General features: G+C 70.7%; 24 protein-coding genes. 13 read left to right on the top strand and 11 right to left on the bottom strand.

Features of this window, described 5'->3' with window-relative positions:
* Positions 1-5 precede the first annotated feature (5 nt).
* The 4 genes from otsB to ABZ406_RS04720 all read right to left on the bottom strand — a co-directional run bounded on the left by otsB (position 6) and on the right by ABZ406_RS04720 (position 4,850).
* The gene (gene otsB, locus ABZ406_RS04735; protein ID WP_357756297.1) at positions 6-2,570 is read right to left on the bottom strand and encodes a trehalose-phosphatase; all 2,565 of its coding nucleotides are present in this window, start codon (positions 2,568-2,570) and stop codon (positions 6-8) included.
* A 41-nt stretch (positions 2,571-2,611) separates the two neighbouring features.
* Positions 2,612-4,012, bottom strand: a complete 1,401-nt coding sequence (locus ABZ406_RS04730; RefSeq protein WP_357755983.1) for a trehalose-6-phosphate synthase — start codon at positions 4,010-4,012, stop codon at positions 2,612-2,614.
* Between the two features lie 143 nt (positions 4,013-4,155).
* On the bottom strand, positions 4,156-4,548 hold the full coding sequence (locus ABZ406_RS04725) for a hypothetical protein (protein ID WP_357755982.1): 393 nt from the start codon (positions 4,546-4,548) through the stop codon (positions 4,156-4,158).
* Entirely contained in the window at positions 4,545-4,850 is a 306-nt protein-coding gene (locus tag ABZ406_RS04720) for a hypothetical protein (RefSeq protein WP_357755981.1), read from the bottom strand. The genes ABZ406_RS04725 and ABZ406_RS04720 overlap by 4 nt, the downstream gene beginning before the upstream one ends.
* 210 nt (positions 4,851-5,060) lie before the next feature.
* Between ABZ406_RS04720 and ettA the strand changes: the two genes are divergently transcribed.
* From ettA to ABZ406_RS04700, 4 genes are all read left to right on the top strand, one after another.
* A complete protein-coding gene (gene ettA / locus ABZ406_RS04715) occupies positions 5,061-6,737 on the top strand; it encodes an energy-dependent translational throttle protein EttA (RefSeq protein ID WP_357756295.1) in 1,677 nt (558 codons plus the stop codon).
* 12 nt (positions 6,738-6,749) lie between these two features.
* On the top strand, positions 6,750-7,196 hold the full coding sequence (locus ABZ406_RS04710) for a thioesterase family protein (protein WP_357755980.1): 447 nt from the start codon (positions 6,750-6,752) through the stop codon (positions 7,194-7,196).
* Positions 7,193-7,936: a hypothetical protein gene (locus tag ABZ406_RS04705; RefSeq protein WP_357755979.1), complete on the top strand. Its 744-nt coding sequence runs from the start codon at positions 7,193-7,195 to the stop codon at positions 7,934-7,936. The genes ABZ406_RS04710 and ABZ406_RS04705 overlap by 4 nt, the downstream gene beginning before the upstream one ends.
* Positions 7,937-8,067: 131 nt before the next feature.
* Positions 8,068-8,652, top strand: coding sequence for a YbjN domain-containing protein (locus tag ABZ406_RS04700; RefSeq protein WP_357755978.1), 585 nt, complete (start codon positions 8,068-8,070; stop codon positions 8,650-8,652).
* A gap of 21 nt (positions 8,653-8,673) precedes the next feature.
* Here ABZ406_RS04700 and ABZ406_RS04695 read toward each other — a convergent pair whose 3' ends face one another.
* The 3 genes from ABZ406_RS04695 to ABZ406_RS04685 all read right to left on the bottom strand — a co-directional run bounded on the left by ABZ406_RS04695 (position 8,674) and on the right by ABZ406_RS04685 (position 11,828).
* On the bottom strand, positions 8,674-9,093 hold the full coding sequence (locus ABZ406_RS04695) for a globin (RefSeq protein ID WP_357755977.1): 420 nt from the start codon (positions 9,091-9,093) through the stop codon (positions 8,674-8,676).
* Between the two features lie 106 nt (positions 9,094-9,199).
* A complete protein-coding gene (locus ABZ406_RS04690) occupies positions 9,200-10,585 on the bottom strand; it encodes an MFS transporter (protein WP_357755976.1) in 1,386 nt (461 codons plus the stop codon).
* A gap of 232 nt (positions 10,586-10,817) precedes the next feature.
* The gene (locus ABZ406_RS04685; RefSeq protein WP_357756293.1) at positions 10,818-11,828 is read right to left on the bottom strand and encodes a mechanosensitive ion channel family protein; all 1,011 of its coding nucleotides are present in this window, start codon (positions 11,826-11,828) and stop codon (positions 10,818-10,820) included.
* Between the two features lie 151 nt (positions 11,829-11,979).
* On the opposite strand from ABZ406_RS04685, the gene ABZ406_RS04680 reads away from it, so the two are divergent.
* Positions 11,980-12,630: a hypothetical protein gene (locus ABZ406_RS04680; protein ID WP_357755975.1), complete on the top strand. Its 651-nt coding sequence runs from the start codon at positions 11,980-11,982 to the stop codon at positions 12,628-12,630.
* 274 nt (positions 12,631-12,904) lie between these two features.
* Complete coding sequence (locus tag ABZ406_RS04675; RefSeq protein ID WP_357755974.1) at positions 12,905-13,441, top strand: HNH endonuclease; 537 nt, start codon at positions 12,905-12,907, stop codon at positions 13,439-13,441.
* A 6-nt stretch (positions 13,442-13,447) separates the two neighbouring features.
* Here the strand turns inward: ABZ406_RS04675 and ABZ406_RS04670 are convergent, their stop codons facing one another.
* Entirely contained in the window at positions 13,448-15,025 is a 1,578-nt protein-coding gene (locus ABZ406_RS04670) for a DUF6194 family protein (RefSeq protein ID WP_357755973.1), read from the bottom strand.
* Between the two features lie 96 nt (positions 15,026-15,121).
* On the opposite strand from ABZ406_RS04670, the gene ABZ406_RS04665 reads away from it, so the two are divergent.
* From ABZ406_RS04665 to ABZ406_RS04655, 3 genes are all read left to right on the top strand, one after another.
* Positions 15,122-15,853, top strand: a complete 732-nt coding sequence (locus tag ABZ406_RS04665; RefSeq protein WP_357755972.1) for a TioE family transcriptional regulator — start codon at positions 15,122-15,124, stop codon at positions 15,851-15,853.
* Between the two features lie 89 nt (positions 15,854-15,942).
* Entirely contained in the window at positions 15,943-16,221 is a 279-nt protein-coding gene (locus ABZ406_RS04660) for a type II toxin-antitoxin system prevent-host-death family antitoxin (RefSeq protein ID WP_357755971.1), read from the top strand.
* Positions 16,218-16,628 carry a type II toxin-antitoxin system VapC family toxin gene (locus ABZ406_RS04655; RefSeq protein WP_357755970.1) on the top strand — a complete coding sequence of 137 codons (411 nt, stop codon included), beginning with the start codon at positions 16,218-16,220 and terminating at the stop codon, positions 16,626-16,628. The genes ABZ406_RS04660 and ABZ406_RS04655 overlap by 4 nt, the downstream gene beginning before the upstream one ends.
* A gap of 23 nt (positions 16,629-16,651) precedes the next feature.
* Here ABZ406_RS04655 and ABZ406_RS04650 read toward each other — a convergent pair whose 3' ends face one another.
* The 3 genes from ABZ406_RS04650 to ABZ406_RS04640 all read right to left on the bottom strand — a co-directional run bounded on the left by ABZ406_RS04650 (position 16,652) and on the right by ABZ406_RS04640 (position 18,587).
* Positions 16,652-17,425: a class F sortase gene (locus tag ABZ406_RS04650; RefSeq protein WP_357756292.1), complete on the bottom strand. Its 774-nt coding sequence runs from the start codon at positions 17,423-17,425 to the stop codon at positions 16,652-16,654.
* 75 nt (positions 17,426-17,500) lie between these two features.
* Entirely contained in the window at positions 17,501-18,025 is a 525-nt protein-coding gene (locus tag ABZ406_RS04645) for a hypothetical protein (protein ID WP_357755969.1), read from the bottom strand.
* Between the two features lie 97 nt (positions 18,026-18,122).
* The gene (locus ABZ406_RS04640; RefSeq protein WP_357755968.1) at positions 18,123-18,587 is read right to left on the bottom strand and encodes an Lrp/AsnC family transcriptional regulator; all 465 of its coding nucleotides are present in this window, start codon (positions 18,585-18,587) and stop codon (positions 18,123-18,125) included.
* A gap of 148 nt (positions 18,588-18,735) precedes the next feature.
* Between ABZ406_RS04640 and ABZ406_RS04635 the strand changes: the two genes are divergently transcribed.
* The 4 genes from ABZ406_RS04635 to ABZ406_RS04620 are packed head-to-tail and all read left to right on the top strand — an operon-like array spanning position 18,736 to position 23,802.
* Positions 18,736-19,638: a tryptophan 2,3-dioxygenase family protein gene (locus tag ABZ406_RS04635; RefSeq protein WP_357756290.1), complete on the top strand. Its 903-nt coding sequence runs from the start codon at positions 18,736-18,738 to the stop codon at positions 19,636-19,638.
* Between the two features lie 14 nt (positions 19,639-19,652).
* A complete protein-coding gene (gene kynU, locus ABZ406_RS04630) occupies positions 19,653-20,963 on the top strand; it encodes a kynureninase (protein WP_357755967.1) in 1,311 nt (436 codons plus the stop codon).
* Positions 20,960-22,297, top strand: coding sequence for an NAD(P)/FAD-dependent oxidoreductase (locus tag ABZ406_RS04625; protein ID WP_357755966.1), 1,338 nt, complete (start codon positions 20,960-20,962; stop codon positions 22,295-22,297). Before kynU ends, ABZ406_RS04625 begins: the two co-directional genes overlap by 4 nt.
* A 23-nt stretch (positions 22,298-22,320) precedes the next feature.
* A complete protein-coding gene (locus tag ABZ406_RS04620; protein ID WP_357756288.1) occupies positions 22,321-23,802 on the top strand; it encodes a 2-hydroxymuconic semialdehyde dehydrogenase in 1,482 nt (493 codons plus the stop codon).
* Positions 23,803-23,813 lie beyond the last annotated feature (11 nt).

Genomic DNA, 23,813 nt, shown 5'->3' with positions numbered 1-23,813 from the left:
TCGAACTACTGCTTGAGCATGTTGTCCAGCAGCAGGGCACAGCGGATCAGCCCGAGGTGGCTGTACGCCTGCGGGTGGTTGCCCAGGCCGCGCTCGGCGAGCGGGTCGTACTGCTCGGGGAGCAGCCCGGTCGGGCCGGCGGTCAGCACCATCTGCGCGAACAGCTCCTCGGCGTCGGTGCGTCGGCCGGTGCGCAGGTACGCCTCGATCAGCCACGCCGTGCAGATGTGGAAGCCGCCCTCACGGCCGGGCAGGCCGTCGTCCCAGTGGTAGCGGTAGACGACCGGGCCGCTGCGCAAGTCCGCCTCGATCCGCAGGACTGTGGACAGGAAGCGCGGGTCGTCACCCGGGAGCAGGCCGGAGAGCCCGATCCACAGCGACGAGGCGTCCATGTCCTCGTCCCCGTACGCGACGCTGTACGCCTCGACCTCGGAGTGCCAGCCGTGCTCCAGCACGTTGGCGCCGATCCGGTCCCGCAGGTCCTTCCACTCGGGTCGGTCCTCGCCGCCGTGCTCGCGCATGACGTGCAGCGCGCGGTCGACTGTCATCCAGCACATCACCTTGGAGAAGACGTGGTGCCGGGGTGGCAGTCGGGCCTCCCAGATGCCGTGGTCGGGCTCGTGCCAGCGGCGGCGGACCGCCTCGACCATGTTCTCCAGGACCCGCCACTCGTCGTCGCGGACCGAACCGCGGGCGTCGGCGACGGCAGCGATCAGGTCGGCGATCGGCCCGAAGACGTCCAGCTGCAACTGGTGGTTGGCGAGGTTGCCGACCCGGACCGGCCGGGAACCGGCGTACCCGGGCAGCGTGTCGATGACCGCCTCGGCACCCAGCTCGTACCCGTCGATGGTGTAGAGCGGGTGCAGCCGCTCGGGGTGCCCCCCGGTGCGTTCGATGCAGCCGTCCACCCAGCGCAGCAGCGCCTCGGCCTCCTCCACGGAGCCCAGGTCGACAAGTGCGCGGGCGGTCAGCGCGGCGTCGCGCAGCCAGCAGTAGCGGTAGTCCCAGTTGCGGACGCCGCCCAGCTCCTCCGGAAGGGAGGTGGTCGCCGCGGCCAGGATCGAGCCGGTGGCCTCGTGGCAGAGCCCGCGCAGGGTGAGGGCGCTGCGCGCGACCAGGTCACGAGCGGTGGACGGCAGCCGCAGCGAGGCGACCCAGTCCTTCCACGGCTGCTCGGCGGCGGCCTGCCGCTCGTGGATCGGCACCCGGTGGTGCTCCAGGCTGTGCGTGCCGAAGCGCAGCTCCAGCACGACCTGCCCACCGGCGGCGGAGAGATCGACGATCGCCTTGGCGGTCTCGTACCCGCCGTCGTTGCCGACCTCCCACTCCACCCCGGGGGCGTAGAGCGCTACCGGCTCGTTGGAGCCGAGCACCAGCAGACCGTCGCCGATCGGCTGCATCTGGACGGCGACCTGACCAAACTCGGGCCTCGGCGCGAACTCCACAGTGGCCTTGCCACTGCCGGTCAGCACCCGGACGAGTGTCGAGTCGCCGGTGATGACCGCCGGGCTGTCGTCCGGGGTGGTCTCCCGCGCCGGCTTGTCCAGCCAGTCGGTGACGGTGAGCCCGGACCAGCGGGTCTCCACTGTCATCGTGCCGGAGCGGTAGCGCTGACCCAGCGGGATGCCGCCACGTTCCGGGGTGATGCTGAAGTGGCCGGCCGGGCTGCCACCGACCAGGTCGGCGAAGATCGCCGCCGAGTCCGGCTTGGGGTGGCAGAGCCAGCTCACCTTGGCCTCGGGGGTGAGCAGAGCGACGGTACGACCGTTGGCCAGCATGGAGTGCCGTTCGATAGGCACCGCCCGCTCACCGAACAGCCAGTGTCGCCGGGTCTCCAGTAGCAGAGCCAGCGCGCGGGCGGCCTCCAGCGGGTCGGCCACCCGGTAGCTGGCCTTGGTGTCGCCGGTGCCGATCTTGATGCCGAGGTCGGGACCGTGCAGGTGACCGAACCCGTTCTCGTCGGTGACGTCGTCGCCGATGAACAGCACCGCGCTGGAGGCGAGCTGGGTCCGCAGCTGGTCGAGTGCGGTGCCCTTGTGGGTGGCCACCACGGAAAGTTCGATGACCTCCTTGCCCTGGGTCACCGTGACGCCGTCGAAGGTGGCCGGACCGTTGCGGACCGCCTCGATGGCGGCGGCGGCGATCTGCGGGTCGATCCCACGGGTGTGCATCGCGACGCTCGCCGGTTTGCGTTCCAACCGGATGCCCGGGTGCTGGGCGGCGATCTCGCGCAGCGCGTTGCGGACCTTGGTTCGTACGGCGACCAGCTCGGGGGAGAGTCGCTCGACGAAGCCGATGTCGAATTCGGAGCCGTGGCTGCCGACGAGGTGCACCTCGCTGGGCAGTCGGGAGAGTGCGGCCAGGTCCCGCAGTGCCCGACCGGAGACCACCGCGACGGTGGTCTGCGGCAGCGCGGCGAGGGCGCGGACCGCGGCCACCGACTCGGGCAGCGGGACGGCGGTGCTCGGGTCCTCCACGATCGGCGCCAGTGTGCCGTCGTAGTCGCAGGCGACAAGGAGTTGGGGGACCCGGGCGATTCGGCCGATGGCGGACCGCAACTCAGGGTCCATGACCCCGGTGGCGGTTGCCGCCCCATCGTTGACGGTCGTGTTCACTCGGCCTCCGTCTCGGGAACTCCGAGCTCCGAGAGGAAAGACTTGGCCCAGTGACCCACATCGTGGGTACGCAGGTGACGTTGCATTGTCCGCATCCGGCGGCGCGCCTCGGTTTTCTCCACGTGCACTGCCCGGAGGAGGGCGTCCTTGACCGCGTCCGGATCGTGCGGATTGCACAAAAATGCCTGGCGAAGCTCGGTGGCGGCACCGGCGAACTCACTGAGTACGAGCGCACCACCCTGATCGCCACGTGATGCTACGTATTCCTTCGCCACGAGGTTCATTCCGTCCCGCAGCGGGGTCACCATCATCACGTCGGCAGCAACGTACATCGCCGCCAGCTCACTGCGACTGTACGACTGATGAAGGTAATGGACCGCCGGCACGCCGACTCGGCCGAACTCACCGTTGATCCGGCCGACCTCGCGCTCCACCTTCACCCGTAGTGCCTGGTAGTGCTCCACGCGCTCACGGCTGGGCGTGGCGACCTGAACCATGACCGCGTCGGGAACTGTCAACTTTCCGTCAGCCAGCAGTTCCCGGAAGGCCTTGAGGCGCAACTCGATGCCCTTGGTGTAATCCAGGCGGTCCACGCCCAGGATTATCGTCTTCGGGTCGCCCAGTTCGGCGCGGATCTGCTTGGCCCGGGCCTGGATGGCCGGGTCGGCGGCCATCCGCTCCATCTCACGGGTGTCGATCGAGATGGGGAAGGCGCCCGCCTTCACCTGCCGACCGTCGACCTGGATCATCTGGCCCTCGTAGCGCAGCCCGAGCAGGTGCCGGGCCAGCCGGACGAAGTTCTGCGCGGCCAACCGCTGCTGGAAGCCGACCAGGTCGGAGCCGAGCAGACCGCGCAGGATCTCGGTGCGGAACGGCATCTGCATGAACAGCTCGATCGGCGGGAACGGGATGTGCAGGAAGAACCCGATCCGCAGGTCCGGGCGGAGCTCACGCAGCATCGCCGGCACCAACTGGAGCTGGTAGTCCTGCACCCAGACCGTCGCGCCCTCGGCGGCGACGTCGGCGGCGGCCTCCGCGAACCGGGCGTTGACCAGGCGGTACGCCTCCCGCCACCGGCGCTTGTAGGCCGGGGTCTCCACGGCGTCGTGGTAGAGCGGCCAGATCGTCGCGTTGGACTGGCCCTCGTAGTAGCGCTCCAGTTCCTCGGCGCTGAGCGGAACCGGATGCAGCCGGATCCCCTCCAGGTCGAACGGCTCGGGTGCGGCGCCGGTGCCACCGGCCCAGCCGACCCAGGTGCCCTTGTGTTCGGCGAGTACGGGGTGCAGCGCGGTGACCAGCCCACCAGGGCTGCGCCGCCACTGCCGGCCCTCGGGTGTGCTCACCTCGTCGACCGGCAGACGGTTCGCCACTACGACAAAGGAGCTACGGACGGTCACGATCGGCCACCTCCGGGTACTGACGGGTCCACCGCGATGAGCGTACTGAGCGTAGCTGCGGCGTCTTGTGCCTAGTGCCGGAGTCTCCTACCCGCCCCGGTCGGGCCGAACCCCGAAGGTGATCTTCTCGACAGCCGCGCTGGTCAGAGGTCGATGATCGGCCATTCCTTCGGCAGCACCTCGCCGAGCAACTCCCGCCGATCCGTCATGATCGGCACGAGGGGGTGGGCGGCGGCGTCGATGGCGAGTTGAGCCAGGTCCATCCGACCCTCCATGCGGCGTGACCAGCCCCCGAGGTAGCCGCATATGTTCGCCTCGACGGAGGTGACCTGCACGTGCGGCAGTGCGACGAGCAGTTCGAGCATCTCCCACTGAGCGGGTGCGACGCGCTCGTGTGCGTGCGCGAGACACAAGGCGGGCACGAGCACCTCTTGGCCGTAGTCGGCGGCCTCGGCGATTCTCTTGCCGACATTCTTGGTGCCGGAGGCGTAGGACAGCAGAGCAGCAGTGTCCAGCGCCAGACCGAAGGGGATCACCCGAGCATCCTGGCGCGTGCGACGCGCGCCCCGGCGCGTGCCGCCAGCACCTCGGCCTGCAGCCGGGCGGCCTGCTCACGCAGCTCCGGGGTGATCCGGGCCCTGAGTTGCTCCATCTCCGCGTGGGCCTCAGCGATGTCCTCATCGGTGATCACGAAGCCCGCGCTGGCGAGCATCTCCCGTGTCTTCTCGCCCGCCATCTGGCGCCGCACCGCCCGCGCCACGAATGCGGAGACATTGGGTTCCAGGGCCAGCCGCTCCGCCACGTCATCCGGCACGCTGATGGCGATCTTCTTGGTCATACGAAAACGCTAGCGAGTGATACCGGGCCCGGCAAGGAGGCGCGCCCGCGTACTCCTGGGGCGGGGTGATGTGGGCGAAGCGCGCCGTACCTGTCAGGATTGACGATGGCGTGCGCGCGGCCGGCTCCCGGCCGGCGGCGGCGGGCGGTCCTCGCAGCCCGCGCCGCGCCGCCGATCAGCGACAGTAAACCGACGGAGGTAGCCCGCACCGTGGCCCAGTACATCTACGTCCTGGAAAAGGCGCGCAAGGCGCACGGCGACAAGGTCGTGCTCGACAACGTCACGTTGAGCTTCCTGCCGGGGGCCAAGATCGGTGTGCTCGGTCCGAACGGCGCCGGTAAGTCCAGCCTTCTCAAGATCATGGCAGGGCTGGACAAGCCGAGCAACGGCGAGGCCCGACTCATGCCCGGCTACACCGTCGGCATGCTCGCCCAGGAGCCCCCGCTCAACGAGGCCAAGACAGTGCTCGGCAACGTCGAGGAGGCGGTCGCCGAGACCAAGGCCAAGCTGGAGCGGTTCAACAAGATCGCCGAGCAGATGGCGACCGACTACACCGACGAGCTGATGGAGGAGATGGGCAAGCTCCAGGAGGAGCTCGACCACCTCGACGCCTGGGACGTCGACTCCAAGCTCGAACTGGCGATGGACGCGCTGCGCTGCCCGCCGCCGGACGCCGACGTGACCCAGCTCTCCGGTGGTGAGCGTCGCCGCGTCGCGCTCTGCAAGCTGCTGCTGGAGGCGCCCGACCTGCTGCTGCTCGACGAGCCCACCAACCACCTGGACGCGGAGAGCGTCTCCTGGCTGGAGCAGCACCTCGCGAAGTACGCCGGCACCGTCATGGCGATCACCCACGACCGGTACTTTCTCGACAACGTGGCCAACTGGATCCTGGAGCTGGACCGCGGCCGGGCCTACCCGTACGAGGGCAACTACTCCACCTACCTGGAGAAGAAGGCCGCCCGACTGGCCGTCGAGGGTCGCCGCGACGCCAAGATGAAGAAGCGTCTCACCGAGGAGCTGGAGTGGGTCCGCTCCAACGCCAAGGCCCGCCAGACCAAGTCGAAGGCCCGCCTGGACCGGTACGACGAGATGGCCACCGAGGCGGAGAAGACCCGCAAGCTCGACTTCGAGGAGATCCAGATCCCGCCGGGCCCGCGCCTGGGCAGCACGGTGATCGAGGCGAACAAGCTCGCCAAGGGCTTCGGGGACCGGCTGCTGATCGGCAACCTGTCGTTCTCGCTGCCCCGCAACGGCATCGTCGGCATCATCGGCCCCAACGGCGTCGGCAAGACCACCCTGTTCAAGACCATCGTCGGTTTCGAGGAGCCGACCGACGGCGAGGTCCGGGTCGGTCCCACCGTCTCGCTGTCGTACGTCGACCAGAACCGTGAGGGCCTCGACGGCGACAAGACCGTCTGGGAGGTCGTCTCCGACGGGCTGGACTACCTGATGGTGGGCAAGGTCGAGATGCCGTCGCGGGCGTACATCGCCGCGTTCGGCTTCAAGGGCCCGGACCAGCAGAAGCCGACCAAGGTGCTCTCCGGCGGCGAGCGCAACCGGCTCAACCTGGCGCTGACCCTGAAGATCGGCGGCAACGTCATCCTGCTCGACGAGCCGACGAACGACCTGGACGTGGAGACGCTCTCCAGCCTGGAGAACGCCCTGCTGGAGTTCCCCGGCTGCGCCGTGGTCATCTCCCACGACCGGATGTTCCTGGACCGCGTGGCCACGCACATCCTGGCCTGGGAGGGCGACGATCAGGACCCGTCCAGGTGGTTCTGGTTCGAGGGCAACTTCGAGGCGTACGAGAAGAACAAGATCGACCGCCTCGGCGCCGAGGCCGCCCGGCCGCACCGGGTGACCTACCGCAAGCTGACCCGCGACTGACCGGCCGAGAAGGTGTCTGACCGCTTCATCTACCACTGCACCCTGCGCTGGTCCGACCTGGACGCGTACGGCCACATCAACAACTCGCGCTTCCTCACCCTGTACGAGGAGGCGCGGGTCGCGTTGATGTTCGCCGGTGGCCGGGCCTGGGGCGTCGGTTCGTTCGCCGACGGGGTGGTGATCCGCCGGCACGAGGTCGACTACCTGCGCCCGGTCGACTACGCGCTCGGCCGGGCCACCGCCGAGGCGGCACCCACAGTGCGGATCGAGCTGTGGGTGGAGGAGATCCGGGCCTCCCGGTTCACCGTCGCCTACGAGCTGTACGACGGCGAGGTGCTCGCCAGTCGGGCCCGCTCGGTGCTGGTGCCGTTCGACCTGACCCGGCAGACGCCCCGGCGGATCACCACTGAGGAACGGGACTTCCTGCTCACGTACGCACCGCAGGGTGAGGTGGCGTGACCCGGCCGGGCACCGCGGAGCCGGGCGGGGTGGCGGCGTCGGCGTCCACGCACGGTCTCGCGGGGGTGGCCGACGCGGGCGCCTTCCTGGCCCGGCTGGTCCGACTGGATCCGGTGGCGCCGGTCCGGCTGCGGCCGGCCGGCGGGCCCGGCCGGGTCGTCCTGTGGGCCCGGCTGCCGTGGCAGGTTCTGGTGGTCCGCACTGTCGCCGGTGGGCCGGCCGACGGTGTCGCCGAGGACGTCACGGTGGCGGCCGTGGAGCTGCTGGCCGAGTTGGAGCGCGGCGGCACGGCCCTGCCGACCCGGCGGGACGCCCAGTGGCGGTGGCCGCTGCCGCCGACGCGGAGCCGTCAGGTGGAGGCGCTGCCCGTTGCCGAGGTCCGGCGGATCGCCGCCGCGGCGGCGGGCACCCTGCGGACGGCGAGCGAGCAGGGGGTCGCCGGCCGTGCCGTGGGCCAGCGGGCCCTGCGGGACGCTCTGCTCGACCACGTGGCGGTGCTCGTCACCCCGGACGGGACGCCCGCCGCGCCGGTCGAGGTGCCGCAGCGGCTGGTGCAGGGGGTGGTCCGGATGGGCTTCCTCGGCGCCGCCGACGACCCGGCGGCCGACGAGGGCTCGAACTCCGTTCAGGTGCGGGTGGCCGGTCGTTGGGTGGGCCTGGTGGGACCGCATGGAGCGGCATGGTTGCAGAAGGCCACCGATCTTGCCGTGACACCCGTCAGTACTCGTCCGAACGGATGACCCCAGATCGTTCTTCTGGTCAGGGGCGGTCGTTGGGGGGGTGCTTCAACCCGGCTGTCCGGGTACCGTCCATCCTCGGATCCAACGCACCGTAGGCGTCTGGATCCGCTGGGGAGTGAGGTGCGCGAGCGATGCCGTGGTGGTCATGGCGCCCCGGTCCCGCCGACGGCGGCGATCCGGAAACCCGAAGCGGGATCACAGTCGATGATGCGGTCCGGATCGGGCCGCCCAGTCCCCGCCAGCCGGGGGACGACTGCCCGTCCAACGAGCGGCCCGTGCTGACCGAGATGCCCGCCACCGTCGGGCCGGTGAGCCTGCGCCGGGTCTGTGACGCACTCGACCTGCTCGACGTGCGTTACCTGGCCGACGGCGACGGCAACCTGCTGGCGATGTGGGAACGGCACGCCGTGCTGGTCACCCTGGAAGGCCCGGAGGACGAGATCCTGGTCATGCGGGCACGTCCGCACGCCACGGTGCCACCTGACTGGGCCGACCGGGCGTACCGGGTGGTCAACGAGTGGAACCACACCCGTCGGTTCTGCAAGGCGTACATTGGCGACCCGACCGAGCGCGGTCAACTGCCGATCTACGCGGAGCTTCAGGTGCCGCTGGGCGCGGGCACCCACGACGCGCTCCTGGTCGAGATGCTCGACTGCGGCGCGGCGGTCGCCACCAGCTTCGTCGACTGGCTGCACGACGAGGGCGCGCTGCTCTGACGCCAGGTCGGCTCCGGCGGCTCAGCCGCCGTGAGCCGGGTCGTCCTCGACGTTGACCATGAAGTACGCGGCCCGCTCCAGGTAGTCCCAGAGTGTGCCGGCGACCTCCGGCTCCAGGTCGAGGCGGTCCACGGCGCGGCGCATGTTGCGCAGCCAGGCGTCCCGTTCGGCCGCGCCGATCCGGAACGGTGCGTGCCGCATCCGCAGTCGCGGATGCCCGCGCTGGGCGGAGTACGTGTTCGGGCCGCCCCAGTACTGCATCAGGAACAGTGTCATCCGGTCCGCGGCCGGGCCCAGGTCGCCCTCCGGGTACATGGGTCGCAGCAGGGGATCGCTGGCGATCCCGGCATAGAACTCGTCGACCAGCTTGCGGAAGGTGGGTTCGCCGCCGACCGCTTCGAAGAGGGTCATCGAACGGTCGGATTCACCTGCGGAAGTCACAGTTCCATCCTGCCAGGTGCTCCCGGGGTCGACCCGACCCGCACGGCGTGCGTCGGATCACGCCGGTTCGACACTCCCGAATGCCCGGCCCGCCGGAACGGCGGGGTCAGGTGACGGCGTGCCGGCGCTGGCCGTCGCCGGCGTGCGGGTCGGCAGTGCCCACCACCGGGCGGTCGCCAGGTGGACCGACGGGCCCGGGGGGCGGCGGACCGGCGTTGGCCAGCGAGGCGGCGGCGATCGCGTCGTCCACCGTCTGCCGGTCCGGCCAGCGCAGGGTGGCCATCGCCATCAGCAACACGCCGGCCGCGCTCCACACCCCGACCACGATGGGAATGGGGAACCGCTCGGAGAGCATTCCGGTGGCCAGCACCGCGAGACCCTGGATGACCTGCACACCGGTGGCCATCACGCCGAAGGCGCGGGCCCGGAACCCGTTCGGCAGGGCCTGGACGAACAGCCCGTTCGCCATCGGCATCATGCCGGCGACAGCGAACCCGCACAGCGCGGCGAGCAGCGCGACCACCAACGGCGGGGGATCAAACAGCACTGGTACGAGCATCAACGGGGCGAGCACCGCGAGCGGCCGCATCAGCTTCAGCCGACGCGCCGGCCCGAACAGGCGACTCACCAGCAACCCACCGAGGATGAAGCCGACCGGGTTCGCCACCATGATCACCGCCTGCGCGGTGCCCGCGCTGAGAGCGCCGCGGCTCTCGTCGTTCGCCCATGCGGCGGCCAGACCCTCGGGAACGATCGAGAACAGCATGGCGCTGAACACCAGCACGGCGATGGCCCGCAGCACCGGTGTGCGGAAGACGATGCCGAAACCCTCGTGGGTCTCCCGCAGCAGGTGGCTCCGGCGCGCCGGGTCGATCACCGCCTGGTGCTCTCGCACCCCGAGGCGCACCAGTAGCGCGGAGAGACCGAACGTGGCCGCGTTGAACAGCAGCGCCACCTCCGGGTCGACAGCGGCGACGGCGGCGCCGAAGACGTACCCCACGACCTGGGCGGCCTGCCCGACGCTGCTGTTCAGCGACAGCCCCACCACCAGCCGGTCCCCGCTGAGCAACTGCGGGATCAGCGCGGACTTCGCCGCCTGACTCGGCGGGTTGGCCAACGTGGCGGCGAAGATGAGCACCAGCACCGCCTGGTACGGCAGGCTGGGAATGGCGATCAGCAGCATCAGCGCCATGCGGATGAGGTCGCACGCCACCATCACCCGGCGGTACGCGTACCGCTCCGCCAGTGCGGCGAGCACCGGGCCGCCGAGCAGCCAGGGCAGGAAGCTGACAGCGAAGGCGGCCGCGGAGAGCGCCACGGACCGGGTCTGCTGGAAGACGAGGAGGGTGACGGCTGCCTTCGCGACGTAGTCGCCGACCCAGGAGAGCGCTCCAGCCACGAACACAGCCCGGAACTCGTGCTGGGCGAACACTTCGCGGAATGTGGCGGGGCCTTCCACGGAAGGTCGCTCGTCAGGCACCGTCGCCTCCATCGACCCCGGCTCGACCGCTCGTGGTAGTCGGGCCGGAAGCTCTCGTCAGATCCACGGATCAGCGAGGATGTGATCACGCTTTGGTGGGAACGCGTGCTCCGGATTCTGCCCGATCGTCTGACAACTAGCTAGGTCGAACGGGTCGTTCGTCGCCTCCCCGACTGAACGAACGGACGATACCCGAGGGGCCGGCCGGCTGGCGACCCCCGAATCACCGGCCGGTGTCGAGGGCTCAGGTGGCACCGCCCTGGCCGGTCTCGCCCTCGGGCAACGGCCGGGTCGACAGACCGGGATAGATGCGCGCGGCAGCGATCTGCGCGGTGATGCCCGAATTCTCCAGAGCCTCGGCGAGACGCCGACGCAACTCCCGGCCGACAGCGAACTGCCCGTCCGCTGTCGTCTTCACCACGGTGCGGATGACCGCCCCGTCCACCGTCACCTGCTCGACACCCAGCACCTCGGGCGCCTCCACGATCTCCGGCGACAGCTCCGGGTCCATCGCGACCGAGGCGGCAGCGGTCCGTAGCACCGCGGTGGCCTCCTCGGTGCTGTTGAACCCGATCGGCAGGTCCACCACGACGAGGGCCCACCCCTGGCTCTTGTTGCCCACCCGGATGATCTCGCCGTTGCGGATGTACCAGAGCACGCCACGGCCGTCGCGCACAGTGGTGACCCGCAGGCCGACCGACTCGACCACGCCCATCGCCTCGCCCAGGTCGACATTGTCACCCACGCCGTACTGGTCCTCGATCAGCATGAAGAGGCCCGCTATCAGGTCCTTCACCAGGCTCTGCGCACCGAACCCCAGCGCGACGCCGGCGATGCCCGCGCTGGCCAGCAGCGGCGCCAGGTCGAAGCTGAACTCCCGCAGGATCATCAGCAGCGCGATACCGAAGACGAACGCGGTGGTCAGGCTGCGGAGCACCGAACCGATCGCCTCGGCCCGCTGCCGTCGCCGCTCGGGCACGAACTCGGCGGGGTCGACCGGGGCGGTGGGCACCCGCTCCCGCAGTGGCCGCAGCATCGTCGGCACCGCACCGTCGGTGGTGGTCCGGACCAGCCGGTTGATCGTCCGGTGCAGCGCCCAGCGGGCCACCATCGCCAGCGCCAGGATCAGCAGCACCCGCAGCGGCTTGAGCAGGATCCAGTAGCTCCCCTCGGCGAACCAGGACGACCTGGTGATGTCGTAGATCCACTCGCAGGAGGTGCTGCCCTGGCAGTTCACCGAGACGGTGTGGGACAGGGCTACTGGCGTCACGCTGGCGGTACTCACCCTGTCTTCGTACCGTAGGGGGCCCGGGCGCCCGCCGCCGACCCACCGGCCCGCGTGCGGGCCGGGCGGTGACAGCCCGTGGTGCGGCATCATCGGCAGGTGCCGGGGGTACGAACCGGTGATGCGCCTACATCCCGGTGAGACCGAGGCCGCCGGCTGGCGGCCGGTGACAGTGTCCGACGTCGTCCGGCACCTGCGTGACGCGTCACCAGGGGTCACCGGACGCCCGCGGCTGATCGCGATCGACGGCCGGGGTGGCGCGGGTAAGACGACGCTGACGGAAAAGCTGCGCACTGTGGAGTCCAACTCCGCCATCGTGCACACCGACGACGTCGCCTGGAACCACGCCTGTTTCGACTGGGGCGCGGTGCTCGCCGAGGGCATTCTGAAACCCCTGCACCGAGGGGAGTCGGTGAACTTCCGTCCCGATGCCTGGATCAGCCACGACCGGGCGGGGTCGATCACCGTCCCCGGCGGCACCGACTTCGTCTGGGTCGAGGGCACCGGCGTCATCCGGGACGAACTCGCACCACTGTTGGACGCCTCGGTGTACCTGCAGGGTGACCTCGACGAACAAGAGCGCCGGCTGGTCGCTCGCGACGGCGACTCCGCCGAACAGCAGGAGCACGTGACGAACTGGCTGCGCGAGGAACTGCCCTTCATGCTGCGGGAACGACCGTGGTCCCGGGCCACCCTGATCGTCGCCGGCCCTTCACCGATCGACCACGACCCGGATACCGAACTGGTGGTAGCCCCACCGGTCGGCCCCTAGGTTCGGTCCGCCCTCCCAGCCGTGGCGATACCGGTTGCTCGCGGCCTGTCCACCTCCGCAGAGCAGCGTTCGCCCACGCCGGAGCGGCGATCCGCCCGGATGCGGATGATCCTCATACCCCATGCGGGATTAGTGCGTGCAATCCGGGGTCCGATCAGGGACTATTGGCGCAACGGACGTCGGTGATCGGCCCGACGCCGACAGTGCGGGCAGTGGTGCCCTGTCCTGGTCGGCGGCGGTCCGCAGCAGCCGCTGAACCGGGAGGGTGAGCGCGATGCCTGACATACGACCCACTGTGGGCTCCGGCGCGTTGGTCCTCAACGCCACGTACGAGCCGCTGTGTGTCGTGTCGGTGCGTCGCGCCGCGATCCTCGTCCTCTCCGCCAAGGCAGTCTGCGTCGCCGACGGTGACGGCATCCTGCACAGCGCCCGGGACGCGCTCCCGGTGCCGTCGGTGGTCCGGTTGACGCGCTTCGTCCGGGTGCCGTACCGGACGCATGTCGGGCTGTCCCGGCGGGCGATCTTCGCCCGGGACGGCTGGCGGTGCGCGTACTGCCGGGGCCCGGCCGAGACCATCGACCACGTGTTTCCGCGTAGCCGGGGTGGCCGGCACGCCTGGGAGAACGTGGTCGCCGCGTGTGCCAGGTGCAACCACACCAAGGGCGACAAGACCCCGGCCGAGATGGGGTGGCGGTTACACGCCTTGCCGGCCGCCCCGAAGGGCACCGCCTGGCGGGTCCTCGGGCACCGCGCCCCCGACCCCCGCTGGGCCGACTGGCTCGACCTGCGCGAGTCCGAAGCCGCCGCCTGACCCCGGTCAGTTCCGCTGTCCAGCCGCGCGCTCGCGGCGACGCACCGCACGGTCGTGCGCGATCGTCAGCAGCCGGTCCACCTCGGGCAGCACCTGTGGGCCGGGCATGACGATGCTGGCGAAGCCATATCGCGCGTAGCCGGGGTGCGGTACGAGGGTGTCCAGCCGGGCGTAGTCGAACTCGTGTCGGTGCTCCTCGAACGCCGTGGGCGGGAAGCCGAACCGTCGCTCGAACTCGGCCCGGCCCAGGTCCACATTCAGGCGGAAGACGCCGGGGCGGTGAAGCTGCGCAGCCTCGTCGAAGCCGGGCACGTCGTGCTCGACGATAGTGGCGAACGGGTGGCGGCGGTCCGGGCCGAGAAAGAAGAACCGGTCGCCCCAGGCCGCCTCGGGTGATCCGTTCTCCTCGCTCGCCAAAAGGTGCTGGACGCCGGGCAACGCGAGGATCCGGTCGGCGAGCACTGCCGCGTCGACACCCGTCGGGACGTGCAGGATCGCGTCGGCGTTGTCGATGGTGGCCTGGTCGAGCGGGAAGTAGCGGTGGTCGTGCGTCCGCTGCTCGGCCGCCGCGATGTCGGACGCCGGCAGGTACCGGGGGAGGTCGCTCTCCTGCTGGAGCCTGCCCTCGTACGTGGTGGGACCGGGCGGCCCGATGCCGAGCGCCGGGCTCACGCCGAGGCTGCCGGCGATCACCGCGTACCTGTCGCCCAGCAACGACGCGATGATCGCCCCGGCGCCGGCCCAGGACACCTGCAGGTCGGCAAGCGTCATGGTGCCCTGGTGGCGCTGGAGGTGCGTGTTGTGCGCGAAGACCAGGGTGGGCCCGCGGTGCGCCTCGGCCGATCGGATCGCGAGCAGGTTCTCGGCCATCAGCGCGTCCCGGACCGCGGCCAGGCGGGCGAAGCGTTCCTCCTGAGCTAGTGGCGCGGCGGCCGCGGCGTGGTAGCGCAGCAACGCGACTGCGGCGGTGGCGTGCACGAACGCCGCCGACCAGCCGGCTGACCTACCCGGTGCCCGCAGGTACAACTCGGTCAGCAGGTCGTCGGCGAGCACCCGCAGCCGCTGGGCGTCGGTGGAGCGTCCGACCGATCGGCCCGGTTCCCAGATCGCGCCCGGGTCACTCCACAGCGCCTCGTCCCCGATCAGGTCGTCGATCTCGGCGGACCGGTCCAGGTCGAGGAAGTGGCACACCTGGTTGAGGTGGTGGCGCGGGCTCGGGGCGCCTTCCATCTCCACCGGGGCGTCGAAGCCGTGGAACGTCAGGCGCTCCGCGGCCGGTCGTCCGGCGTTCCACTCCCGCATCCGCAGCAGCAGGTCACGGTTGGCCGGAGCCGCGCCGAAGCCGTGGCTGAACCCTTCGGCGAGTGCCCGGTCGAGCGTCACGTCGGCGACGCCCTGCACGAACGCGTCGGCGACCAGCCCGGCCGCCCGGTCGCTCTCGACGGCGATCGAGCGGTAGCCGTGCTCGGTCAGCGACAGGAAGGCGTCGTTGCGGAGTTGGAGGAAGGCGGACTCACCATGTGTCGGTTCGCCGAGCGCGAGCAGGTCCGGGGGTACCGCCAGCAGGTCGAGAAAAGATGCCATTCCATGAACCGTATCGTTGAACCAGCGGTGGAGACTTGCGAGCATCGGAGCACGGTGAGAGCCCCACAACCTTCAAACCTGGGTGTACGCCGACCGGTGGATCTCGCGCGCGCCCACGGCCTCTCCGCGCAGGCGGTCCGCAACTACGAGCGCGACGGCGTCCTGCCTCCGGCCCAGCGCAGCGCGACCGGCTACCGGCGCTTCTCCGAACTGCACGTGACGGCCCTGCGTGCCTACCTCGCGTTGATCGCCGGCCACGGCCACGCGGCCAGCGGCGAGATCATGCGGGCCGTCAACCGGGGCGAGATCGACACGGCGTTGCGCACCATCGACCAGGGGCATGCCCTGCTCCAGCGCGATCGGGAAACCCTGGACGCGGTCGAGGCGGCGGTGGCGACGCTCACCGGGACGAGCCCGCAACCGCAGCTCCACCAGGCCGTCCCGATCAGCGTGCTGGCGCACCGGCTCGCTCTGCGGCCGGCCACGCTGCGCAAGTGGGAGCGGGCCGGGGTCCTACTGCCGGTCCGTGACCCGGTGACCCACTACCGGCTCTATCTGCCCGACGACGTTCGTGACGCCGAACTCGCCCACCTGCTGCGCCGCGGTGGGTACCGGCTCGACCACATCGCCGGCTTGCTGCGTCGTGTGCGCGACGCCGGCGGTGCCGAACCGCTCGCCGCCTCGCTGGGCCAGTGGCGGCAACGCCTCACCGAGCGAGGGCGGGCGATGCTCACCGGTGCCGCCCGGCTCGCCGAGTACGTCGACGCCTGTCAACCACCGGCACGGGCCTTGACCAGCGAGGCGAAGACCACCACGTTGTCCGCGTAGCCGGTCTCGCCGCCGACCCACTGGCACCATCTTCTCGACGCGAGGCGAATGCGCTCGCAGTGTAGAACATTTAGTTCTACACTTTGTCCGTGGAGCGTATCGGGGTCCGAGAGCTGAACCAGAACACGAGTCAGGTCCTGGCTCGGGTCAGTGGTGGCGAGACGGTCGAGATCACCTATCGCGGGCGCCCTGTCGCCCGACTCGTCCCTGTCGACGACGACAGGTCGGTGCTTGCCAAGCTCGTGGCGGCGGGGCGGGCAGTCGCTCCAACCGGCGGTGGTCCTGTCCCGCTACCGCCCACCCTCGGTGCTGAGGATGTGGACGTCGCCTCCACGCTCGCCAAGATGCGGGACGAGGAGCGCTGGTGATCTATCTCGACTCCGCCGCCGTCGTCAAGCTGGTTCGGCAGGAGGAATGCAGTGCCGACCTCGTCTCGTGGCTCAACAGTCACGGGGAGGTCCCGCTGGCCTCCTCCGCCCTTGTCGAGGTCGAGGTTCCCCGAGCATTGCGCCGATCAGCCCCGCAAGCGTTGATCGGAGTTCCGGCCGCCGTCGGACGCCTCTTCCGCCTGGAGATCGACAGCACTGTCCGCGCGACAGCAGCGGCGTTCGCCGAACCGATGCTACGCAGCCTCGACGCCATCCACCTTGCCACGGCCCAGGTGCTGACGAACGAGTCCGGAACGACACTTGTCGCATTCGTCAGTTACGACCGACGGCTGCTCGACGCTGCCAAGGCCGCAGGGTTCCCGGTGGCGAGCCCAGGCCAGAACTGACCCCTACTTCCGGTCTGTCCGCCTCACCCTGCACGGGCCTTGACCAGCGAGGCGAAGACCACCACGTTGTCCGCGTAGCCGGTCTCGCCGCCGACCCACTGACCACCACAGGTGATCAGTCGGAGGCTCGGGCGGCTGAAGTCGCCGTACACCTCGTCCACCGGCAGCCGGCCCTTGTCGAACTTCTCCACCGAGTTGACCTCGAAGACCGCCACGCGCTGGTCGGTGCGGGTGACCTCGATCTCGTCACCGGCGCGCAGCTCACGGAGCTTGTGGAAGACCGCCGGTCCGCTCGTGGTGTCGACGTGCCCGACGATCACGGCCGGGCCGTACTGGCCGGGGGTGGGCCCCTGGTCGTACCAGCCGGCCTCCTGGGCGCGGGCCGCGTCCGGCACGGCGATCGTGCCATCCGGGGCGATGCCCACGTCGTGGACTGGTGCCCGCACGTCGATCTTGTCGATGGCGAGGCTTGTCGGGTGGCTGGCCGGCAGCACCGGGAACTTCTTCGGCGGTGGTCGCAGGCCGGCGCTCAGCCGGTCCGGCAGCACTCTCATCCCGGTCACCTGCTCGACGCCGAGCATCGCCACGATCAGCACCATCAACGCGGCGATGGCCAGCACCGGCAACCCGGGGCTCGTGGCGAATCGGTGTCGGGTCGACCCCGGCCCGGCCGGGCGCCTCGGTGGCAGCGGGCGGGCGGCCGGATCGGTGGTGGTGACGCTCGCCGACCCGGCCTGGCCAGCCACCCGGCGCAGTCGCCGCGAGGCGCGGGCCACCAGCCGGGCGGACGCGCGCAGCGCCGGGCCGGCCCGAAGGTGGGCGCGGCGATCCGGCCGCGCACGCGCGGATCTGCGGCTCATGGGTGATCCGGCTCAGGAGCCGGCTCCCGTTCGACGTCGGCCGCCGGCCATCCCGAGCACGACCGCGGTGGCCACCAACGCCACGCCGCCGAACACCAGCAGCGAGCCGGTGCCGCGACCGCCGGCCATTCCACCGCCACCGGTCGCCGGCCCCTTGCTCGGTGAGGCCATGTTCAGCACCGTCAACGTGGTGGACGACGTCTGGCCGTTCTCGCAGCGCAGGTCGACCGGGTAGTTACCGGCGGCCTTGTCCCCCGGAACGGTCACCTGGCCGGTCAGGAAGCCCTTGTCCGGCTTGAGCATCACGTGCCCGAACGCGTCCGAGTGCACGTTCGACTGCCGGTTGTTGTTGTCGTTGTCGCAGCTCGCCTTGATGCTGACCCGGCTGCCGGCCTGCACGCTGTTCGGTGTCACCTCGACGAAGACGTTCTCGCCCGCCCGCGCCGGTGCGACCGACAACAGGACGAACGCCCCGACCAGCCCCACAAGTGTCAGTGCGGACGAGAACGCGCGGTTGATCGTGCGGACTGCCTGCATGATTTCCCCCCAACCGGCGACGACCGCCGGAACCCTCCCCTGGGCTCGCGCGCTGCTTTCCCGCTGGCGCGGGGGCAAACCCGCAGGGTGGACGTGGTCAGCGGGGGCGGGGGACGGGACCGGTGGCGGGGAGGGGGGTGATCGGGTGCCAGTTCAGCGGGGAGGAGAGGACCATCGTGCTCGACGGTTGGCCGTACGGGGCGAGCCGGTCGATGACCCCCTCGAACGCGCCGATCGAGCCGGCCGCGACCTTCAGCACGCTGCACGCGTCCCCGGTGATCCGGTGGATCTCCAGGATCTCCGGCCAGTCGGCCACCGTCGGGTCGTGCAGGATGCAGCGCGCGCCGTAGCAGGACATCCGGATCAGCGCGACAACGGTACGGCCGGCGCGGCTCAGGTCGACGTGGGCGTGGTAGCCGGTGACGATCCCGGCCTCCTCCAGCCGGCGGACCCGCTCCGCGACCGACGGTGGGGACAGGTGCACCCGCCGGGACAACTCGCTGAAGGAGAGCCGCGCGTCGGCCTGCAACTCGCGCAGCAGCGCCCAGTCCATGTCGTCCACGCTCAGACCTTACTTTCGTGAACCGACTTCGCCTAGTTGCCTTTGGTTTGCCAGGAGAAGGCGGTGAGAGCCGTTGATTCGGCATTCCGCAGGCCGATCTGACCGCGAGATCATGACGTCGGCTAGTCCGGGGGAGGGAGACGAGATGGTGGATCAGACGCAGCGGCGGGCGCCGAACCGCCGTGCCGTGGTGCAACCGGTGACCCCCGGGGAGCGTGCGGCGCAGGCGGCGCGCACCGGTGGCGAGCCGACCCTGGAGTTCGCCGACATGGTGCCGTACGACGCGTACGTGCAGGCCAGCGCCCTGCACAAGATGCAGCACCCGCTCAGCAGCGACCCGGGCGAGATGTCCTTCCTGATGGTCAGCCAGATCATGGAGCTGTACTTCGGGCTGACCTGCCATGAGCTGCGGGAGGCCCAGCGGCTGGTCCACACCGACCAGGTCTGGGAGGCGCTGGCGCCGCTGGGCCGGGCCAAGCTGCACCTGGAGGGGCTCAACGCCGCCTGGCAGGGCCTGCGCTGGATGAGCCCGGCCGACTTCAACCGGTTCCGCAATCTGCTCGGCGAGGCATCCGGCTTTCAGTCGGCGATGTACCGGCAGTTGGAGTTCCTGCTCGGGCTGCGTGACCCGACGCTGATCCGCCCGTTCCGCCGGCAGGCCGAGGTGCACGCCGAGCTGAGCGCCGCACTGGCGACCCCGAGCCTCTGGGACGATGTGCTCGCGCTGCTCGCCCGGCGCGGCTTCGACCTTCCGGCCGACCTGCTCGGCCGGGACGTCGCCGTCGAACACGACCCGCACCCGTTGGTCGAGGCGGCCTGGGTGCGGATCTACGACGACGCCCACCCGGACAACCACCTGCGGCTCCTCGGCGAGGCGCTGAGCGCAGTCGCCGAGGAGTTCGGCGACTGGCGCTGGAACCACGTCAAGGCGGTGCAGCGGACGATGGGCGCCAAGGTCGGCAGCGGAGGCTCCGCCGGCCTGGCGTGGTTGCAGCGCAGCATGTCCCGGGTGGTCTTCCCGGAGCTGTGGTCGGCCCGCACCGCGATGTGACCGGAGAGCGAGACATGCACACCCCAGAAAACGAAGCACATCCCCTCGCCAGCGGCGAGGCCGAAGCACATCGCCGCGACGAGGCCGACCCCGGTCACCGGCACCTGTTCCACGTGCCGCCCGCCGACGGCGGTGACCACAGCGAGTCGGCGTACCTGGCCGGCAACTCGCTCGGCCTGCAACCTCGGGCCACCCGCGACGAACTCCTCGCCGACCTGGACGCGTGGGGGCGGCTCGGCGTGGAGGGGCACCTGGAGGCCGAGCGCGCCTGGCTGCCGTACCACGAGTTGTTGACCGGGCCGGCCGCGCGACTGGTCGGCGCCCGGCCCACGGAGGCCGTGGTGATGAACTCGCTCACCGTCAACCTGCACCTGTTGATGGTGAGTTTCTACCGCCCGGCCGGTGCGCGCACCCGCATCGTCATCGAGGACGCCGCGTTCCCGTCGGACAGTTACGCGGTGCGCAGCCAGGCCCGGTTCCACGGCCTGGACCCGGACGACGCAGTGGTCCGGCTGCGTCCGCGTGCCGGTGAGGACGCCCTGCGCACCGAGGACGTGACCGACTACCTGGCCGCCGAGGGCGACCGGGTGGCGCTGCTGCTGCTCGGCGGGGTCAACTACCTCACCGGTGAGCTGCTGGACATCCCGGCGATCACGGCCGCCGGCCGGGCCGCCGGCGCGGTCGTCGGCTGGGACCTGGCTCACGCGGTCGGCAACGTGCCGTTGGCCCTGCACGACTGGGACGTCGACTTCGCCGCGTGGTGCTCCTACAAGTACCTGAACTCCGGCCCGGGTGCCCTGGCTGGCGTCTTCGTGCACGAGCGGCACCTCGGCGACGAGACAGTGCCCCGGTTCGAGGGGTGGTGGAGCACGGCGGCGGCCACCCGGTTCGAGATGACGCCGGTGTCCCGGCCACCCGCCACTGTGGAGGCCTGGCAGATCTCCAACCCGCCGATCTTCGCGATGGGCCCGGTGCGTACGTCGCTGGAGCTGTTCGACGCGGTGGGGATGGCCGCGCTGCGCGCCCGCAGCCAGCGCCTCACCGGGTGGCTGGAGTCGCTGTTCGACGAGGTGACAGTCGGCCGGCCGCTGCGGGTGGTCACCCCGCGCGACCCGGCCCGCCGGGGCTGCCAGCTCTCCGTGCGGATCGGCTCCGGCAGCGCCGCCGAGCTGACCAAACGCCTACGGTACGAACACGGCGTCATCGCCGACGCCCGCGAACCGGACGTCGTCCGCTTCGCCCCGGTGCCGCTGTACTCCACGTACCTCGACTGCTGGCGGGCGGCTGCCGCGTTGGCGGCGACCGTCGGGCAGGAGTCCGCATGACCGCGCAGCGCGACGAGATCGCGATCATCGGTGCCGGGCTGGCCGGCTGCCTGGCGGCCTGCTTCCTGGCCCGGCGTGGCTATCCGGTGGCCCTCTACGAGCGCCGCTCCGACCCCCGCGCCGGCACCGCCGAGCGCGGTCGCTCGATCAACCTGGCGCTCTCCGAGCGCGGCCTGGACGCGTTGCGCCGGATCGGGTTGGCCGAGCAGGTGATGACCGACGCCCTGCCGATGCGCGGCCGGATGATCCACCCGGTCGACGGCGAGCAGCAGTTCCAGTCGTACAGCGCGGCCGGCGACCGGGCGATCAACTCGATCAGCCGGGGCGCGCTGAACAACGCCCTGCTGGACGAGGCCGCCGCGCTGCCGGGGGTGCGGGTCGTCTTCGACCACCGGCTGGTCGGGCTCGACCCCACCGACGGCGCCCTGAGCTTCGACACCCCACAGGGCCCGGTCGCGGCGAAGGCGTCGGTAGTGCTGGGTGCCGACGGCGCCGGCTCCGCGGTGCGCGCGCAACTGCTGGCGTACGGGCTGCTCAACGAGAGCGTCGACTTCCTCGACTACGGCTACAAGGAGCTGACGATTCCGCCGTTGGGCGGGGACTTCGCCCTGGACCCGGACGCGCTGCACATCTGGCCGCGCGGCACGTCGATGATGATCGCGTTGCCGAACCCGGACCGCTCCTTCACCTGCACGCTGTTCTGGCCCAACGACGGTGCCGGCAGCTTCGCGGCCCTGGACAACCCGACGGCGATCGAGGAGCACTTCGCCCAGCACTACCCGGACGTCATCCCGTTGGCGCCGAACCTGGTCGACGACTACCAGCACAACCCGGTGGGAGTGCTCGGCACCGTGCGCTGCACCCCCTGGCAGGTCGACGGGAAGGTCGGCCTGCTCGGCGACGCGGCGCACGCCATCGTGCCGTTCTACGGCCAGGGCGCCAACTGCGCCTTCGAGGACGTGGTGGAGCTGGACCGCTGCCTGGACGAGTGCGCCGACGACTGGTTGGCGGCGCTGCCGCTGTTCCAGCGGCGTCGACAGGAGAACGCCGAGGCCATCGCGACGATGGCGCTGACCAACTTCGTGGAGATGCGGGACAAGGTCGCTTCCCCGGTCTTCCAGACCCGTCGACGGGTGGAGCACGCACTGGAACGGGCTCTGCCCGGCCGGTACGTTTCCCAGTACGAGCTGGTGTCGTTCTCCACCACCCCGTACGCGGAGGTCCGCCGCCGGGTGCGTCGACAGCACCGGGTGCTCGGGGCGGTCGTCGGCGGGGCCGCGCTGCTGCTGGTCGGCGCGCTAGGTGCGGCCGTGAGCCGAGGGAGGCGCGGATGACCGGCAACTGGGATCCACACCTGATGGCCGGCCACGCGCCGGGTGGCCCGCAGCGGTTGCGCAACTTCGTCGCCGGCGAGTTCGTCGACGGCGGGAAGACGTTCGCCAAGTCGAGCCCGGTCACCGGGGAGCAGGTCTTCGAGGTGGACGAGGCATCGCGTTCCACTGTGGATGACGCGGTGGCCGCCGCCCGGGCGGCGTTGCGGGGGCCGTGGGGCCGGATGGGGGAGCGCGAGCGCGCCGGGGTGCTGCGCCGCGTCGCCGACGAGTTGGAGCGGCGCTTCGACGACCTGGTCACCGCCGAGGTCGCCGACACCGGCAAGTCCATCGCCCAGGCCCGCACGCTGGACATCCCCCGCGGCGCGGCGAACTTCCGGGCGTTCGCGGAGATCGTGGCGACAGCCCCCACCGAGTCGTTCACCACTGTCACACCGACCGGCGGCCGGGCGCTCAACTACGCGCTGCGCAAGCCGGTCGGCGTGGTCGCTGTCATCGTGCCGTGGAACCTGCCGCTGCTGCTGCTCACCTGGAAGGTGGCACCGGCGCTGGCCTGCGGCAACGCGGTGGTGGTCAAGCCCAGCGAGGAGACGCCTGCCTCGGCGACGGTGCTCGCCGAGGTGATGGCTGCTGCTGGCGTACCGGCCGGGGTGTTCAACCTGGTGCACGGCTTCGGACCGGACTCGGCGGGCGAGTTCCTCACCCGGCACCCGGGCGTCGACGCGATCACCTTCACCGGCGAGTCGGCCACCGGCGGCGCGATCATGCGGGCCGCCGCCGACGGGGTGAAGGCGGTGAGCTTCGAACTCGGCGGCAAGAACGCCGGCCTGGTCTTCGCCGACGCCGACCTGGACGCCGCGGTGGCGGGTTCGGTGCGGTCCAGCTTCACGAACGGTGGGCAGGTGTGCCTCTGCACCGAGCGCATCTACGTGCAGCGCCCGGTCTTCGAGGAGTTCACCGCCCGACTGGCGAAGCGGGCCGGCGACCTGGCCTTCGGGTGGCCGACCGACGAGGCCACCGCCACGATGCCGCTGATCTCCCACCAGCACCGGGCGAAGGTGCTCGGCGCGTACGAGCTGGCCCGCTCCGAGGGGGCCGAGGTGCTCACCGGTGGCGGCACGCCCACCTTCGGCGACATCCGCGACGGCGGGTCGTACGTGCAGCCGACGGTGCTCACCGGGCTCGGCCCGGACGCCCGCACCAACCGGGAGGAGATCTTCGGCCCGGTGGTGCACGTCGCGCCATTCGACACCGAGGACGAGGCGTACGCCCTCGCCAACGGCACCGAGTACGGCCTGGCGGCGACAGTCTGGACCCGGGACGTGGGAGTCGCGCACCGGGCCGGCGCCCGGCTCGACGCCGGCATCGTCTGGGTCAACACCTGGTTCCTGCGTGACCTGCGCACCCCGTTCGGCGGGGTGAAGGCGTCCGGGATCGGTCGCGAGGGCGGCGTGCACTCGCTGAACTTCTACTCCGAACTCACGAACGTCTGCGTGGACCTGTCGTGAGCCGTAGCGAG

Source organism: Micromonospora sp. NPDC005710, assembly GCF_040630995.1.
In the GTDB taxonomy this organism is placed as follows: domain Bacteria; phylum Actinomycetota; class Actinomycetes; order Mycobacteriales; family Micromonosporaceae; genus Micromonospora.
This window is presented reverse-complemented; position numbering and strand designations above follow the sequence as displayed.